The organism is Paenimyroides ummariense (assembly GCF_900115115.1).
GTDB classification, from domain to species: Bacteria; Bacteroidota; Bacteroidia; order Flavobacteriales; family Flavobacteriaceae; genus Flavobacterium; species Flavobacterium ummariense.
Genome location: NZ_FOVI01000001.1, coordinates 81,195 through 98,097, shown reverse-complemented (window position 1 = coordinate 98,097; position 16,903 = coordinate 81,195). Strand labels below are relative to the sequence as shown.

The window sequence follows — 16,903 nt, the reverse complement described above, 5'->3', positions numbered from 1 at the left end:
TTATTCTGATTAAACTAATTTCAACATAAAAGTTTAGGTTACGAACTCATTCAGATAAAAAAATACACATAGTTTAATTTCTATGTGTATTTTTAATTTTAATCTTAAAACTTAATTTAGACTGGAAATCAAGTTATTAATAGGTTCAAATGAAACACTTTCTATTCCATTCATAACTTGATTAGTATTGGCTCTTGGTTGTTCCTCTTGAGCATATTCGTATCTAAAATCAAGTTTCATAATTTCACCTGTAATTTTATTTACAAATTCATAAGGTTCACATGTAACTTTTACAATGTTACCATCAAGCTTTGTACCTATTATGAAATACAAACTTCATCATCAAAAGTTGAAGAAATAAAACATTTTCTCATTGTTGCATAAAGCCTTTCAGTTTCTTTACTTTTTACAAATTCAATTCCACCATTTAATTCAAGAAGATTAAACTCTGTTCCATCATCTTTTCTAGTTTTTTTAAATCCAATAATTGTTACCATTTTGTTTGAGTTTTTGAGTAATTAACTAACTGCTAAAAAAATGAAGAATTATATTTACAGCTGATTTTTATTCTTCAGATTTTAAGCAGGGAGGGGGATTTCCCATCCTAACTTAGTGGGGGTATTGTATTTGGGGACAATTATGCTTAAATTTTTTTTAAAAATTTTAATCCCACATACCTTACAATTATTCACTCCCTTACACCCTAGCTGTTCTTTAGAACTTTAGTTGAGTATTTAAATCAGTGTATTATTGTTAAATCAGATGATAACATCATCAGAAGTTTAACATATTTTTAAATTATATTTTTATTTTTTAAAATAAGCATATACTATATAAGACACCTTAAAACCTAGAAAACACTTCATCATATTTCCCTAACAATTGATTTTTTCTATTAATTATACATATTTACAATTTTTTATATACTTTTACCATGCCAAACTTTAAATCCTAACTTAATAATGAATAAACTAGAAGCAACTAAATACATTTTGCTACAGCTTTGCAATTGGTATTATGAATTAAATCCTTCTAAGAGAGTTAGTGGTGACAATGATTTAAGTATCCTAAAATCATTAAAGTTGATTTTCTTTTTATCAACTATTAAAAATGGTGAAGATACATTATTAGGAGATCCTTTTGACGAATTTAAGGCAATGCCATTAGGACCTGTTGAAACTGATGTATATGATTTTTTTAAAGAAAATTCCTATATTATAAACTATCATAAAACTTTTGATAGAGAAATAACTTACTCTTTAAAAGATCATGAGGTGAAAAAAATTGATTCTTTGATAAATGAGCTTAAAAAATTAAATTTTGATTTAGTAAACAAATCAGCATTCTACCTTGTTGATTTGACGCATGAATGGGATTGTTGGAAAAATAGCTTTTCTGAAGCTGAAAGAAAAGGCTCTAATTCTAAAGATATGAAAATTGATGAGATAATTAGAAGTAATAAATATTATTCTTATTAATTAATTAAATATTTATGTGAATTGGAATTAGATATTTTCAACAAATTCTTAACGGATTTTTCTGCTTTAAAAACAGTAACAGAACTGAAAGAAAAACAAGAAGCTTTTTTTTTGGATTTAACATATATTGTTAATAAATCTATAATTGAAGGAGAGTATTTAAATATAATTGATATAACAGATGGATATTATATTTGGTTTGAAATTTTATCACTTAATTCACAAGAATTTACCCATATTTCAGGTGCAAAATATAAAGACATCGAAGACTTTTTACATTCATTAAAATACCTTATAAGTTTATATTCTTTATTTTCAAAAAAAATCTGTAAGCTATACAATAGAGGAGTTTTAGAGTATATTGATACTGAGATATATATTAGTTCAGAAAACCTAATATATAAAGAGTTTAACTCTTTTTTTGAACTAACTGAAAATAACATTGAGCTATCTAAAATTGACCATCAATTTATTAATGATGAAAGCTTATTGAAAGAGCTGTTTAAAGTAAAAAATAACATTACAAATATTCGCATAAGTACATCTCAATTCAATAGGAACAGTTCTTTACATTCCTCTTTTACAAATTTAAAAGATGCATTAATATTAAAAGTTAATTTTTTAATTGACAAATGGTATATCAGAAGTTCAACAAAATTAAAAGACACAGAATTTAAATTTGAAGAATTTAAAAATATAGCTAAATATAATTTACCCAAAAACAATAATCTAAATAAATATAAGGATAAAATAAAATATCTATATGAATTAGATGGTTACAGCTATTCAAATTTACTAGAAAATAAATTTAATGATATAGATAAGACAAATAAAAAAAAATTAACCTTTTTTGAACTACATACTCTTGTAAAATATTACAAAGACAAAGTAAATAATTTAGATAAATTAAATGAAGTTTTAAGAGCATTCTCTAACAAATTAGAGAATTTTAAAAGCATCAATATTTATGAAAAATTCTCTTACAACATTTCTTATCAATATTGTCTAAATAATTATTTTTCTTTATTTTGTGAAGATTTCTACAACAACTGTAATGATTTAAATGAAAAAAATTTAAATACGAAATTAAATATTTTATATAAGAAGTATAAAGATGTAAAAGCTAAATCTATTAGTCTTACAGATAATTTCTTTATTCAATATAAACTACTCTCATACTCTTTTTTAACTATTGAAAAAGTTCTGAATAATGCAGGAGATAAAACTATTGAAGCATTAAATAGTTCATCTAACCATTTTAATATAATTCTTACAGAAGTATTAGAAGAATATGAAAATAAAATCCAATGGTCTCTAAAGAACAATAATTATATCTTTAAATTACCTTATGACGAGTCATTAATAGCTTATAAAAATTTGAATATTTATATAGCATCTAGCTTTCTATTACCTAAAGTTAATGAAGATATAATTAATGAGAAAAGATTGCTTTTAAATCATCATCAAAAATTAAGTGTTTTTTTTAACATTGAAAATCAAATTGATGAAATAAAGAAATTGAAGGAAAATTTTGAATTAGATAATAAAAAATTAATAGAAACAGTAACTATATTTACAGCAATTATTTCATTTATTGTTGGATCAATTGGAGCTTATAAGTTTTTAACAACTTTTACAGAAGCATTGATATTTATTATTGTCTTTGGAATTAGCATTTCAATATTTGTGCTATTAATATTTATTTCGACAAAAGGAATTGAAGCATTAAAAAAATACAAATTAGCATTAATAAGTGTTTATGCATTGGCATTTATTATTCTTACTGCATTAATACCTTTTAATTATCATTCAAGTGAATATATTGAAAACTCAAATAAATCTAGAGATTCATTGCATAATGCGCAAGAAAGAAAAATTGAAAATTTGGAAAAACTAATCTTATTAAATAAATCCTCTCAAGATTAATTGAGAGGATTTTTAATTACTCAATAAACCAATGATAATCTCCATTACCAATTAGTGCTTTTTGAATACCTTGAGAAAAGTCAAAAGCATTCAAATCTCTTTCAAGAAAACTATCAATATAACTTGATTTACTTGCCTGTGTAAATAAATTATAAACTTTCCAAAGATTTATATTGTCATCTTCTTGCTTACAAAAACTTTCATCTGAATAGTAGTCTTTTGCAATAGTATTAAACTGACTATCAGTGAAGCTTAATTGAGGTAAGTTAGCTTTGATATTCTTAGGCAAGTAATTATATAACTTAGCCTTGCCAAGTAGTTGTGCAAACTGTTGCTCTGTTAAATGGTAATCTTGTAAGGTAGACATTTCACTCAAATGCTTTTCAGCATTATAATTAAGCATCACACTTAATATCTGTTCCTGTAAATCAACTATTGATGTACTCTTCATTTCAGACTTCATACCATCTGTACTTATACATAAGTTACAACACACAAGATTCTGAAATCCAATAAAAAATTTAAACTTTTCAAGATTCTTTTTGCTGTAAAGATTTTCTTGATTATAAGCTCTTACGCCACCTACTGTTAGTGATAATTTATTTCCATTTATTGTTTCTGTTATGCTTGGTATTCTTACTATAAAAGCAAACCTTTCATAATAAATAGTTTTTTCACTATCTAATAGGTCTTTCGCATTCTTATAAATAGCATCAGGAGTTCTTCCTTTGATTTGATGAGACACTCTTATTTCAGGACTTTCTACCTTTTCAAATGGGTACACTTTCTGAATGCAATTTAAAACACATTCGATAAAGTTAACGTGGGATATGGTAACTTCATTATCTTTAGAGAAAACAGGGATGATACAATCATTTTGTAGATGACTTATGTCAACCTCTATTGTGTTCGCTTCAATAAATGGTTTTCTAATATACTCTTGAACTTCATCTTTATCGCTTAAAATAAGAATAGGCGTGGTATTTTCTGAAACACTTGTAGGCATTTCAAAAAAGTTGCTCCTCACAGCTGGGGTAAAGGAAATATTACTTAAGTTATTGTGGTTGGTTTCCATAATTTGAAATATTTTGAGGATTAGTAATTGCAAATAGTTGATTCTTTTTAAATTCAAAATCACTTCTATATGCTTCTTGTTGTTGTGTATCTTGTTTTTTATAAAGTACCAAGAGTTCCGCAAAAGAATTACAGTTTTGAATTTCTGTACTTAAAGAGGGTATAACAATTTTTTCCCTAGCTGTTTGGTTAATATTATCTAGTTCACTTACTGAAGTTCCCATATTGCACCATTCTAAAATTTTTTTTCCCGTATGTTCAGAAATAATAAACTCTGGTTTATTAATAAACAGACTGGTTCTGTCTTTAGAAGAAACTGCAAAATGTTTTATATCAATGTCAAAAACTAGAGTAAATTCGTAATCTATACCATCTCGTTGAACAGCTTTTAAACCTACTTTTTCAGGTATAAATTTTCCATCTTTTTGATTCAGAACATAATCTTGCTTTGTCCTCATAGTTGCAATTACGTGAGCATTACATTGTAGAATTTTATCTGTAAATGCTTTTTGTCTTGGAGTTACTTTTGCCCAATTGGTAAAAGAGTTACCTGCTAATTTAGAATGAAAGTCTAACAATTCTTCCCAACTATGTGTAATACTGTCAATAATAACAACCTCCATTCCTGCCTGTTCACAAATATTTAAAGCTTGAATATATTGTTCTGGTGTATATGGTGGTTTAAGACTTATAACTTGATAATTTCCAAGATGAGCATACAAGTCCGCACTGCCATTTTCTGTATCTATAATAGCAACCTTATCTAAGTTACCATTAGATAAACCTTTAGCTAACAATAAGCTTGAATAGGTTTTTCCTGAGCCTGAAGCTCCTTGTAAAGCCATTTTAATTTTGGCTTTTTTTCTTTCTGTTTTTCTTAATTCCATAATTATATGATTTAAAGTGAATGATAACACTCTTAATTAGAGCGATTTTGTTTTTAATGTAGGTTTATAGGAGATGTGCGTTGAGAAAATATTTTTCAAAACGATCTTTCAAAGTATGTTAAAACTGATAAAAAAACAGTGGGATGTAAGAATGGTTACCACTGTTTTTTTATTGTTGAATTTACAGAAGTTGCAAATATTGCAGGTTTACATTATAGTTTTCTATAACTACCATGTTTTGGTTTATGAATAATTTTTTTAAGAATCCATTGGTTAAGTTTGTCATCAAGGGTTCTTTTTGGCATACCAAATTTATTTGCAGAAATTATAGCATCTTTTCTTGAAAAGGCTACAGGTAAATCATCTAATATATTTTTGTCTAGTTCAGGTAAAAAGTCGGAATCAAAGTTTACGATAATATCTTTAGTGTGTTCTAATAATGTTTCGACAATACTTAGCGCTATTAAAAAATCTTTATCAGAACATTCTAATTTGTATACGTTTTCTAATTTGTCCTTATGCCTTAATACTGTTAGAATCATTGCTATTCTAAATGCTATTAGCGCAAATCTTTTTAAATTACTAATAATGTTTTCAAATTCTTGTTCAAGAATATTTTTCTGTTGTTTTCTGAAAAAACGTAAGAATCTTTTTTCTTGCCTAGCAGTAAGGTTGAACTTTATCCCTTTCTTTTCTCTAAGAATTTTGAATAGATTCAACATTTCGTCTGATTTTATTTTGAAAGCATTGGCTAATTCTTGTGCCTTTACTGCGAAAACATCAATAAACTCATCAACATCATTAAATTGATATATTAAGAATCTAGAAAATAAACCGTTTTCTTTATTTTTCATCAATAACTTTAGCTGTTCAGGTGTGCCGCTAAGCAATATTGAAAGTTTTGGTTTAACTACTTCAAGATAAGTACCATCAGCACGAGCCAATGAAATTACTTCGGTATGAAAAGCCTTCCGTAAAACATCAGATAAATCAGACCAATCATTACCTAGCATTTTAGTTAAAGTATCGGCTTCTGTTTCGAACATCAAAACACCTTCTTTTACTATGTTTAAAATCTTGTAAAATGCTGTTGTAGAAATATTAGCTGGGACAATTTTACGAGCTATTTCAGGGCATTCTTCATCATGTTCTCCATCTTTTTTCTTTTGCTCACATATCTTCTTTGCTAAAGTTGAAAATTCTACTACATGATTGTTAATTCCATCTATTAAATATTTAGATAATGTCATTCGCCCTTTACCTGATGCAGGTGGTGCTATGATTATTAAATAAATATGTGGGTAAACTTCCGATCCATTATATATTCCACTTACAAATGGTAAGCAATTACTAATAACGGTCAAACTAGATAAAGTCAATAAGTCCCTTTCTCTTCCTGTGGAATGCTCTAACAATTCTTGAAAGAATGATGGTAGACGATGATAGATATTCTTTTCTAACATGCCTTTTAAATCTGTTTGATTCCTACCTTTCATTGCTAATTATTTAAAGGGATTAAACAATTATCAATGTCTGCACGTAGAAAATAAACACGAGAACCTATTCCATAAGGCTTTAGTTTACCTTGTTTACACCAATTGTGAATAGTAGATAAATCTACTTTAAACAAATCAGCCACTTCTTGACGAGTTAAGTATTCGTCAGCTTTTTTGGGCTGTAATTTTGATTGAAGTGTAGCCATTGAATCGGTAATGGCATTTTGAATTACCTCTTTTAATTCTTGAGAAGTATACTGCAAAAGATTTATTTGCTCCATGCTTAAATAATTTTAATATTAATAATGAAGCAAAGGAATAGTCATTTTTGGGGCGTTGGAAGTCTAAACTTGGACTTTTTACAGTCTAAAATTAGGGATTGTGCTTTAACCACTCTAATGAAGTTAAAAAATGCTTTTCTCTATCTCCTTTTTTGCCAACAACTTCATTTAATGCTTTTATTTTATCAAAATCGTCAGAATAAAGGGTACAAAACCAATTTCTAAACACCTCGGGGCGTTGATGTATATATTGTGGTTCATGATTGTATAATTTCCAATAATAAAAACTTATATCTGCATAACGTCCTATTACTTCTTTTGCTTTAATATGATTTTCTAAAATATATTCGAACAATTTAAAACCATTATTTGCAAAAATATGATTATGTTGGTTTTGATGATCTTTTACTATTGGTTGCGACGTATTATTCTGTTTCTGTTTAGAAAATTCTATTTTCGAATTAAGAGCGTCCTTTTCTTTATTCAACCATTCAAATATTCGATTTACAGAAAGTTCAAAATTTCTAAACTTTACATAATTAAATACTAAGCTAAAATTACTTTCATTATTTTGAACTTCAATAAATTCCTTGTACTTATTGAAATCATTATATTCAATATCATATTCATCAATTTTATTTTTACCTAAAATATAATCTTCAATTTTAGAAAGTTCAGAAATATTGTTTATAATTGTTTTAGGATTATTTTTAATAAAATCTTTTAATCTAAAGTTTAGAACAGAAACCCAATCTTTCATTTCTAAATTTTTGCTGTACAGATATTTAGTATCTTTATAACAATGAACAAAAATATAATCAATGAATGAAACTCTTTCATGTATGTCAGTAAAAAAGAAAGAATACTTTCTTTCAACTTCTGCTATAAAATCGAATTCTCTTCCATCAGGATATACATCAAGCCATTTTTTGAAATCAGAGTCGTAGTTAGATTCAAATTCTGTGTAACTATGGTAAATAGGTATTTGGTAGTGATTTTTCATTAGTTATAATTAAAAAGAGCGAAAAAACTGACAATTAAATTCTTTCATTGTATTATTATTCGGTTTGAACTCTGTAAAGCTTTGTAAAAAAGTAGAACTTTTCGCAGTGTATCTAAAGCGTTTTGGGGCTTTGCGAAGTGGCGGATTTAGAAGTATAAATGTTGAATTTTGCACTAAAGTTCAATAGAATTACTATCGTTGAATTTAGCACTTTACCCGCCATTTTGCAAAACCCCTGTTAGCCGATCGCCCCTTTTATTATCAAGGTTTAGTTCCGTTTTATATTCAGCTTTTTGTTCTTCTAAAAGAAATAATTCAAGTTCTTTTTTGTCATTGAAGCCACCAATTTTTTGTCTGTAATTTGCCGAAGTTTTAGGGTTTTCAATCTCGATTTTTCGATTTTTACTTATCGTCAAAAACTCTTCTTCTTGGTCAATTCCTAAATATCGTCTGTTTGCCAAATTAGCGGCTATTCCTGTTGTCGAACTTCCTGCAAATGGATCTAAAATCCAAGCGTTTGGCTTTGTCGAAGCTAAAATAAGTCTTGTTAAAACCGACAAAGGTTTTTGTGTCGGATGTTTTCCACAAGATTTTTCCCAAGGTGCAATTGCTGGCAATTTCCAAACGTCTTTCATTTGTTTGTCGCCATTTAATTGTTTCATTAGTTCATAGTTAAAATAATGAGGAACTTTTTCGCTTTTTCTTGCCCAAATTATCTGTTCTGTCGAATAGGTAAAATATCTACACGAAAAATTTGGGGGTGGATTTGACTTTTCCCAAGTGATTACGTTAAGGATTTTGAAGCCTAATTCGTTTAGAATTTGTCCAACTGAAAAAATGTTGTGCATTGTTCCGCTAATCCAAATTGTTGCATCGTCTTTCATTTTGTCACGAACTAATGAAAGCCATTTTCGATTGAAGTCGTTTATATATTCAAATCCTTCGGATTTATCCCATTTTCCTTTATTAACACTTACAATTTTTCCGCTTTGTATTGAAAGTCCATTGTTTGATAAAAAATAAGGAGGATCAGCGAAAATCATATCAAACTTGTGGTCAAATTGTGGCAAAAGATCCATTGTGTCTCCGTGAAGAAGATAAAAGTCTTTGTCGTCAGATTTGAAAAATGGGTTAATCATAAAACAATATAATAATAATTAGAGCTAAATTAATAAATTTCTCATAGGCAAAGATATATAAAAATGATACTTATTGTATGTAGCTTTTAAAGAAAAATTAAAAGAATTTTGGAGATTATGAAAACGGAATTATTAGTAAAGTTTGGTGAACGTATTAAAGTTCTTAGAAAAGATAAAAATTGGTCTCAAGAAGAACTTGCTGATGAAACGGGTTTTCATCGTACTTATATTGGTATGATTGAAAGAGGAGAACGTAATCCTTCATTAATCAATATCAATGTCTTCGCTGAGGTTTTTAAAATAAGCATTTCAGAACTACTAAAATTTGATTAATGATAACAGTTGATTTAACAAAACATACATTTAAAAATGATAGATCAGAATTAAGAAAGGAAATTATTAATATTTTCTTGAATGAAGTTCCTGGAACTGGTAAGGGTGAGTTAACTTCTAAATATAATTATGTTGTAATGAAGAAGGGTGACAAGGAAGTTTATCTTAAAAGACCCGCTCAATTTAATAACGGTTTTGACTTCACTTTGAATGTCTCAAATATAAACTTTAATCCAAATGGAAGAGCAACTTCAAGACCCACACACGGAAATATTATAGATGATTTGATTTTGAAAAAACAGACAAATGCAAGCCTTTATAATGAGTTAAAAATTCAAATTGAAAAAATATACAATTGTTTAAATCCCGATAAAGCTGATTTCAATTTTGGAATTGGAATAGATTCGGAAATACTTCTTGAGTGTATAAAATGGCTTTTTGTTGAGCAAGATGTAACATATTGGAATTATTCAGGTAGAGCAATGTTTTATAGTGGAATTCAAGAAATATAGATTTAAAAATGAGAAGAATAAATACAGTTGGTGGAGGAGCTCAAACTAATGTAAATGGATTGGAATTTGAAGCTCGCACACATTTAATTGATGCAATAAATAATCATCCAGAATTTTCAGTTTTAGAAAATCAAGTTTTTAAGAATGGTGAAATCGTAGCTCATTATTATGAAAAACACGGCTTATATAAAAAACTTCTACAAAGTAGAGGAATTGATTATTCTAATTATATCTCAAAGAAATTACTGCCCGATGGTGCTTTATTAGTAGATAACACTATTTATATAATAGAAAAGAAATTTCAAAATGGAGCAGGTTCTGTTGACGAAAAACTCCAAACTTGTGATTTTAAGAGAAAGCAATATGTGAAATTATTTTCTCCAATAGATATCAACGTTCAATTCTATTATGTTTTGAATGATTGGTTTAATCAGCCTAGTAATAGAGATGTATTTGAATATATTAGAAGTGTAGGATGTGATTATTTTTTTGAAGAATTACCTTTAAATAGATTGGGATTAGAATAAAGAATTCAGGCTAAATAGCCTGAATTTCTATATTAGAATGGTTTGTAATTAATAATTCCGTTAATTTTCCTCTTTTTTCAGGATTTGCGTTAATGTTTCTTTTTGCATTTACTCTCGAAATCGAAAAATCGGAATATAAATCGTCAAAGAAATTATCGTTTGCGTTTTTCCCTTTTACATCCGAATTACTTAAAATCCAAGTATGGTTTAATGCATCCAATTTTGTGCAAAACTCTTTTAAGCGAATTTGTTCGTTATCGTTAAATTCATCTTTTGCGTATGAATTAAAACTTGAAGTTTCGCTCAAAGGTTTGTAAGGTGGATCAAAATAAAACAATGAGTTGTCACTTGCGAAGTCAAGGGTTTGTTCAAAATCTCCGGATAAAATTTCCACTTTTTGTAAAGCGTTATTTACCGCCAAAATATTTTCCTTGTCGCAAATAGTTGGTCTTTTATAACCTCCCATTGGAACATTGTATATATTTTTACTATTAACTCTGTACAAACCATTAAAGCAAGTACGATTTAGAAAAATAAACAAAGCGGCTTGTCCGCTTTTTTCTTCTTTTCTTGTATTGTACAATTCTCTTTTTTGGTAGTAATAGAGTTTTTTATTTTCTTCACTTCCTTCCAAATTGTGAAATTCATTTTGTAGAATTTCAAGAATTGAAATCAATTCTTTTGGATTTGAAGCAATGGTTTTGTATGTATTTATTAAATCCTCGTTGATGTCGTTTATTACAGCTTTTTCAAGTTTTGGAAAGTTGTTAATCATCCAAAATAAAACCGCACCGCTTCCAACAAATGGCTCGATATATGTAAATTTTTCTTTAGTTACTTGCGTTGGCAAAGTCCGTTCAATGGCGTTTATTAGCTGGGTTTTTCCACCTGCCCACTTTAAAAACGGTTTTGCTATTTTAATATCTGTCATCCTAATTTAATTCAGTTATAAGCTTCAAATTTACAATATTTTTCCGTCTTAAAAGTCTGTTTGGAAGTTCATTTTTGTCCGAATGTTGATTTTTAGCACGGTCGTTTTGGGGTGTCGGCTAACATTTGGCTTTGCGCATACAATCTTCATTAGAACATTTAGTTATATCCATAATTAATTTTGATTTACTTTTTTTACTATTTTCATTTTGGGTTCTTGTCTATCGTTCATTTTTTCAAAGAATTCCATAAACAAATCCGCATTTGAATCCTTATCAGCTCTTTGGTTAATATATTTTAAAAACATATTTTCTGTACTATGTCCTGTTATGTTTATTAGTACAGCGGTTGGCATCATTTTGTAAAAATTCGTTGCAAATGAACGTCTGAAACAATGTGAGGTAATAAGTTCGTGTTTTGGATAGATGTCAAATTCGCGCCTATTTGTTTTGTTGTTAAATTTATAACCTTCAACCTTTTGGTTAATTTTGGCAAGTTCACAAACTTTTGAAATATATTTATTAAAACGTTGATGAGATACTTGCTTGGGAAAATCGTTAATAAGAATATCAACGATATAATCTTTTACTACACCTATTGTAACATTCTTTTTTGTTTTTTCTTGAATTACATCAACATAAACTCCTTTAGAATTAATCCGTAAATTATTACTAGTTAAATTTAATAAATCTCCACCACGTTGCCCAATGTAACAGCCTACTAAAATCCATTTTTTTACTTCTTTCAATACAGGAGTTGGCATTTCGGTATTTCGTATTTGTTCTAATTCATCAAAAGATAATGTTTGTATGTGTTTATCATCTTCGGATTCTTTAAACGATTTTAGTTTTGTTGAATGAGGAGTAACTTCTATGTCATTTTTTTGAGCATCGATACAAACTGTTTTAATCATTTCAAATTGTCGCCCTGCATAATTTACCGAATATCCTTTTTCTGTTATTAGCCAATTCTTGAATTTATCTGTAAAAGCTTTGTTTATATCCTTGAATTGAATTTGCTTTTTTATGTCCTTCTGATAATTTCCAATAAGATTTTTAAATAATTTATAATTTTTCAAAGTGTTAGGACTTAAACCGATTTTATTATTTCTTACTTCTCTAGTAGCTGAATTGTCTATAATGTACTGAATATAGTTAATGAAAATAGAGTTGTCAGTTTTCTCAACGCGATTGAAACATTTATTTATACAGTCGTCAACCCAATTAGAATCAAAAATAACACCTTGTGCTAAATCTTCATTGTAACGATCAAAAATGTAGTTTTCTAATTTGTTAAGTTTAGAAATAAGGTTTTTACTTTCGGCAGAATTTTGTTTTGGTAAACTTGTTTTTTCACTCCAGTCTTTTACATCAATAACAAAATCTGTTTTACGTCTGAAGAATAAATCACGACTTATAGAAAAACGTACGTATATCTGTGAAACATCTTTTTTGCTTCTTAGAAAGTATTTGATTGTTGCCATTTTAATTTTTTGATTATAGAGCAATTCAAAAGTAATGAAAAAATAAACTTGTGCTACCGTTGTGCTACCAATTTACATTTTTATTCAATTTCATGCAATTTGTCTAAATAATAAAACCTTTTCTAAAAGTTTATTATGTATTGATTTTGTTGGGTTTCTCATTGGTTTTAGTAATGATTCTAAATGTGTCAAATTGTATGCTGGTTAGTTTAGGTTCGAGTCCTATCACCCGCACAAAAACCTCTAATTCATTTGAATTGGAGGTTTTTTATTTTCTAAAGAATAATAACTAACATAGTTTTTCTTAATACTTTTTAGTTACTTTGTATTTTAATTTTTCGAAATGAAATTTACTTCAGACGAATACAATCTACTTAAAATCATAATTGCAAAGGTGTTGGAACAAAACAGTGCTTTAACAGATAATGAAAGTAAAGTAAAGTTGCTGACAGATTTATATGAGCGATTAGAGCTGCAAAAGATAATAATGGGCGTTTATCTCCACGAACTAAATATGCAGATAAGAATGTACGTTAGCCAAAATGAATTGACCGATGATGTGAAAAGTAAATTGGAGAATTTACCAGCAAAAATGAAAAGAAAATCGCATTCTACTCGATAATTTTATCGAACCGAAGGCATAGTGCTATAAAATTCTAATACAATCGCAATAACTGCCTTATCTTTGCAAAAAATTGTATTGTTGTAAATGAACACAAAAATAAAAAAAGGGCTTAAATATACGGGTATTGCTTTGTTGGTACTCATTGGATTTGTCCTAATTGCACCGCAACTTTTTAAAAAGCCCATAGAAACCGCTGTAAAAGATGCAGCTGCAGAATTTGTTACTACTCCGGTAAATTTTACCGATTTAAACGTATCGTTTTTTACAAATTTCCCCAATTTAAGTGTCTCGTTAAAAGATTTAAGCATTCAAGCTCCTGCAGAATTTGGTAATCTTAAAACGGTTGAAAGCAATTCGGTTGATTTAGGGATCGATTTGTTCAGTCTGTTTTCAGATCAGATTAAGTTTACAAAACTGTATGTAAACAAAGGCAAATTTAATGTGGTAACCGATAGTCTGGGCAATTTTTCGTTCGCTATTTTTAAACCTTCCGATGAACCCTCTTCTGATAGTTCATTTTCTTTGGCGCTGAACAAAATCCATGTTAAAAATACTGACGTTTTGTATCAGGACGATCAATCTAAAATAAAAATTCAGACTAAAAATACCAACATTACTGGCGATGTGCAAGTGACCGACAAATACATTAATTTTGAAACCGAAGCCGATATTAAATCATTGTTTTTTGGGTTGGATAAAAGCATTTTGGTCGATCATAAACCGTTGAAAGGAACCATAAACACAAAAGTAAATCTTGATCCTGTTTCGGTTGAGTTCAATGAAAGTGAACTGCTTTTGGCGAATTTACCTTTAAATGTTCTGGGAAAAGTAGCCGTTCTTGAAAAAGGAATCGACTTTAATTTAGATGTAAAATCCAACAACGCATCGCTTGAAAATCTGTTTTCTCTTGTTCCGAAAGAATATCAGAAATGGTACGATGGAATGACGTTTAAAGGAACATCGAACATTCATCTGTTGTTAAAAGGATTGATGCAAGACAGCGTTTCAAATCCCGATTTAAACATTAAGCTGGATATCGCTAACGGATCAATCGCTGCTAAACAGTTTCAAAACATTCCGATTGAAAATCTGCACACAAAAACCGAGCTCAATCTACCACAGTTAAATCCCGATTCGTTAACGGTAACTATCCCCGAATTCGCTTTTAATTTGGGTAAAGGTCATGCAAATGGTAAAGCTTTGTATAAATTTCCAATGTTTGTAGATGCTGATCTAAACGCTAATTTAAATGTTACGCAGCTGTGGCAAACGCTTGCAATTTCTGGCATGCAGCTAAAAGGAGATGTGGTTTTAAACGGATCTGCAAAAGGTAATTACACAACGAAATCTTTTAAAAATAAGCAAGGAACTTTAATTACCGAAATTACCGAGATTCCTAAATTTAATGTTCAGGCAAACTGGACAAACGGTTATTTTAAATGGAACGAAATGCCTTTGGCGATTGATCAGTTGACTTTTGATTTGAATGCGGAAAATACCAACGGAAATTATAAAATCACCAAAGTTGATGTTAAAAATATCGATATTAAAGCAGCAGATGATTACGTAAAAGGACGATTGAAAATTGACAATTTAATCGATTTTAATACCGATACTGATCTGAAGGCTTTTGTGAATTTATCAAACATAGAAAAGATTTTTCCAATTAAGGAAGTCGATTTTGGCGGACAATTAACGGTTGATACCAAAGCAAAAGGGCGATTAGATCTGGATCGAAACAAAATTCCTGTCACCACATCAATCGTGAAGCTTAAAAACGGTTATCTGCGTTACAACAGCTTGCCTGATCTTCCGCTGGAAAAAATAAATCTGGAAACGCATATTTCATCGCCACGTGGTTCGCTGAACGATTTGCGTGTAAACGTATTGCCAATCTCGTTTGTCTTGGCGAACGAACCATTTATGGTTGATGCAAATCTGTTCAATTTTAACAATTTGACGTTTGATATAGGAACAAAAGGAAAACTGAATCTGGGTAATTTGTACAAGGTTTTTGCAATTGACGGATTAAGTGTTTCGGGACAGTTAGAAACCGATGTGAAACTGAAAGGAAAGGGCGGGGCAGATGATCCTTCGTCGCTTAACAACCGAGGTTTTGTGCTGTTGAAGGATATTCATATTAAATCGGAATTTTTTCCGCACGATTTTGTTTTTACCGATGGAAAATTCAAGTTCTTCCGCAAACAAATGAAGCTAGAAAATATCAAAATGAATTATGCCAAACAAACCTTTGTGTTAAATGGCGATCTGGAAAATTACATCAATTATTTTCTAACTCCGAATGCAACACTGAAAGGAAAATTGGCTGTTACATCGCAGTTTATCGATGTTAATTCGTTTATGTTGCCGGCAAATCCAAATGCATCAAAAGCAGCGTCAGCGTCAAATTCTGGTGGAAGTGTAGTTTTAGTTCCCGATAAAATTGATTTTGAACTAACGGCAAACGCTCAAAAAGTAAAATTCAACGATTTACAGTTAGATAATTTAAGCGGCGTTTTAAAAGTGTTCGATCAAAAACTGGCATTGCACGAAGCAAAATTCGGTTTAATTGACACGCAGTTTTTACTGAACGGTTTGTATCAACCAATAAATACCAAAAGTGCCTTGTTTAATTTTGATATTGATGCGCAACAGTTCGATATTCAAAAAGCTTATAAACAACTGGCATTGTTCCGTGAAATGGCTCCGGCTGCAGAAAGCGCTTCGGGTCAGGTTTCTTTAAAATATCAGTTGCAAGGTACATTGAACAAAGAAATGTATCCAAACATGAATTCTATCAAAGGTTCGGGCGATTTAATTTTAGAAAACATTCAGTTTAAAGGTTTTAAATTGTTTAATGCGGTTGCCAGCGAAACAAAAACCGATGCTTTGCGCGATGCCAACGTAAAAAATGTGGTGGTTAAAACTTCGATTGCCAATAACGTTATGACCATTGAACGAACCAAATTCAAGATTGCAGGCTTTCGTCCGCGGGTAGAAGGTCAGGTTACGTTAGACGGTAAAATGAATTTGGGTATGCGTTTGGGCTTACCGCCTTTTGGAATCATTGGGATTCCTATCACAGTAAACGGAACAAGCGATAAAATGGATATTAAACTGGGTAAATACAAGAATGAAGATTTAGCAGAGGATGATGAAGATTACGAAGCTTATAAAAAATCGATTGATACTTTAAAACAACAATAAAT

16 protein-coding genes are annotated in these 16,903 nt (G+C 29.5%); 7 read left to right on the top strand and 9 right to left on the bottom strand.

Going from position 1 to position 16,903, the window contains the following annotated elements; genetic code table 11:
• Positions 1-320: 320 nt before the first annotated feature.
• Positions 321-497, bottom strand: a complete 177-nt coding sequence (locus tag BM253_RS17230) for a hypothetical protein (RefSeq protein ID WP_177205667.1) — start codon at positions 495-497, stop codon at positions 321-323.
• A gap of 465 nt (positions 498-962) precedes the next feature.
• On the opposite strand from BM253_RS17230, the gene BM253_RS00515 reads away from it, so the two are divergent.
• Both BM253_RS00515 and BM253_RS00510 read left to right on the top strand, forming a co-directional pair.
• A complete protein-coding gene (locus tag BM253_RS00515; protein WP_091517445.1) occupies positions 963-1,478 on the top strand; it encodes a type II toxin-antitoxin system antitoxin SocA domain-containing protein in 516 nt (171 codons plus the stop codon).
• Positions 1,479-1,499: 21 nt separating this feature from the next.
• Positions 1,500-3,404 carry a hypothetical protein gene (locus BM253_RS00510; protein ID WP_091517444.1) on the top strand — a complete coding sequence of 635 codons (1,905 nt, stop codon included), beginning with the start codon at positions 1,500-1,502 and terminating at the stop codon, positions 3,402-3,404.
• Between the two features lie 16 nt (positions 3,405-3,420).
• Here BM253_RS00510 and BM253_RS00505 read toward each other — a convergent pair whose 3' ends face one another.
• The 6 genes from BM253_RS00505 to BM253_RS00480 form a co-directional block, all read right to left on the bottom strand.
• The gene (locus tag BM253_RS00505; RefSeq protein WP_091517442.1) at positions 3,421-4,479 is read right to left on the bottom strand and encodes a DUF3871 family protein; all 1,059 of its coding nucleotides are present in this window, start codon (positions 4,477-4,479) and stop codon (positions 3,421-3,423) included.
• Positions 4,460-5,365 carry an ATP-binding protein gene (locus tag BM253_RS00500; RefSeq protein WP_091517440.1) on the bottom strand — a complete coding sequence of 302 codons (906 nt, stop codon included), beginning with the start codon at positions 5,363-5,365 and terminating at the stop codon, positions 4,460-4,462. The genes BM253_RS00505 and BM253_RS00500 overlap by 20 nt, the downstream gene beginning before the upstream one ends.
• A gap of 212 nt (positions 5,366-5,577) precedes the next feature.
• Positions 5,578-6,861, bottom strand: a complete 1,284-nt coding sequence (locus BM253_RS00495; protein WP_091517438.1) for a DUF3987 domain-containing protein — start codon at positions 6,859-6,861, stop codon at positions 5,578-5,580.
• Positions 6,862-6,863: 2 nt separating this feature from the next.
• Positions 6,864-7,142 carry a helix-turn-helix domain-containing protein gene (locus tag BM253_RS00490; protein WP_091517436.1) on the bottom strand — a complete coding sequence of 93 codons (279 nt, stop codon included), beginning with the start codon at positions 7,140-7,142 and terminating at the stop codon, positions 6,864-6,866.
• 91 nt (positions 7,143-7,233) lie between these two features.
• Positions 7,234-8,145, bottom strand: coding sequence for a hypothetical protein (locus tag BM253_RS00485; protein WP_091517434.1), 912 nt, complete (start codon positions 8,143-8,145; stop codon positions 7,234-7,236).
• 212 nt (positions 8,146-8,357) lie between these two features.
• Positions 8,358-9,284 (bottom strand): DNA-methyltransferase, encoded by a 927-nt coding sequence (locus tag BM253_RS00480; protein ID WP_091517433.1) that lies wholly within the window; start codon positions 9,282-9,284, stop codon positions 8,358-8,360.
• 117 nt (positions 9,285-9,401) lie between these two features.
• On the opposite strand from BM253_RS00480, the gene BM253_RS00475 reads away from it, so the two are divergent.
• Genes BM253_RS00475 through BM253_RS00465 form a run of 3 tightly spaced genes read left to right on the top strand, consistent with a single transcriptional unit; the run spans position 9,402 to position 10,656 of the window.
• Positions 9,402-9,617, top strand: coding sequence for a helix-turn-helix domain-containing protein (locus BM253_RS00475; RefSeq protein ID WP_091517430.1), 216 nt, complete (start codon positions 9,402-9,404; stop codon positions 9,615-9,617).
• Entirely contained in the window at positions 9,617-10,129 is a 513-nt protein-coding gene (locus BM253_RS00470) for a hypothetical protein (protein WP_091517428.1), read from the top strand. The genes BM253_RS00475 and BM253_RS00470 overlap by 1 nt, the downstream gene beginning before the upstream one ends.
• Positions 10,130-10,137: 8 nt before the next feature.
• On the top strand, positions 10,138-10,656 hold the full coding sequence (locus tag BM253_RS00465; RefSeq protein WP_091517425.1) for a hypothetical protein: 519 nt from the start codon (positions 10,138-10,140) through the stop codon (positions 10,654-10,656).
• A 10-nt stretch (positions 10,657-10,666) separates the two neighbouring features.
• Here the strand turns inward: BM253_RS00465 and BM253_RS00460 are convergent, their stop codons facing one another.
• Both BM253_RS00460 and BM253_RS00455 read right to left on the bottom strand, forming a co-directional pair.
• Positions 10,667-11,587, bottom strand: coding sequence for a DNA adenine methylase (locus tag BM253_RS00460; RefSeq protein ID WP_091517422.1), 921 nt, complete (start codon positions 11,585-11,587; stop codon positions 10,667-10,669).
• 174 nt (positions 11,588-11,761) lie between these two features.
• Complete coding sequence (locus BM253_RS00455) at positions 11,762-13,069, bottom strand: tyrosine-type recombinase/integrase (protein ID WP_091517419.1); 1,308 nt, start codon at positions 13,067-13,069, stop codon at positions 11,762-11,764.
• A 343-nt stretch (positions 13,070-13,412) separates the two neighbouring features.
• On the opposite strand from BM253_RS00455, the gene BM253_RS00450 reads away from it, so the two are divergent.
• Complete coding sequence (locus BM253_RS00450) at positions 13,413-13,691, top strand: hypothetical protein (RefSeq protein ID WP_091517416.1); 279 nt, start codon at positions 13,413-13,415, stop codon at positions 13,689-13,691.
• 87 nt (positions 13,692-13,778) lie between these two features.
• Positions 13,779-16,901 (top strand): AsmA family protein, encoded by a 3,123-nt coding sequence (locus BM253_RS00445; RefSeq protein ID WP_091517415.1) that lies wholly within the window; start codon positions 13,779-13,781, stop codon positions 16,899-16,901.
• Positions 16,902-16,903 lie beyond the last annotated feature (2 nt).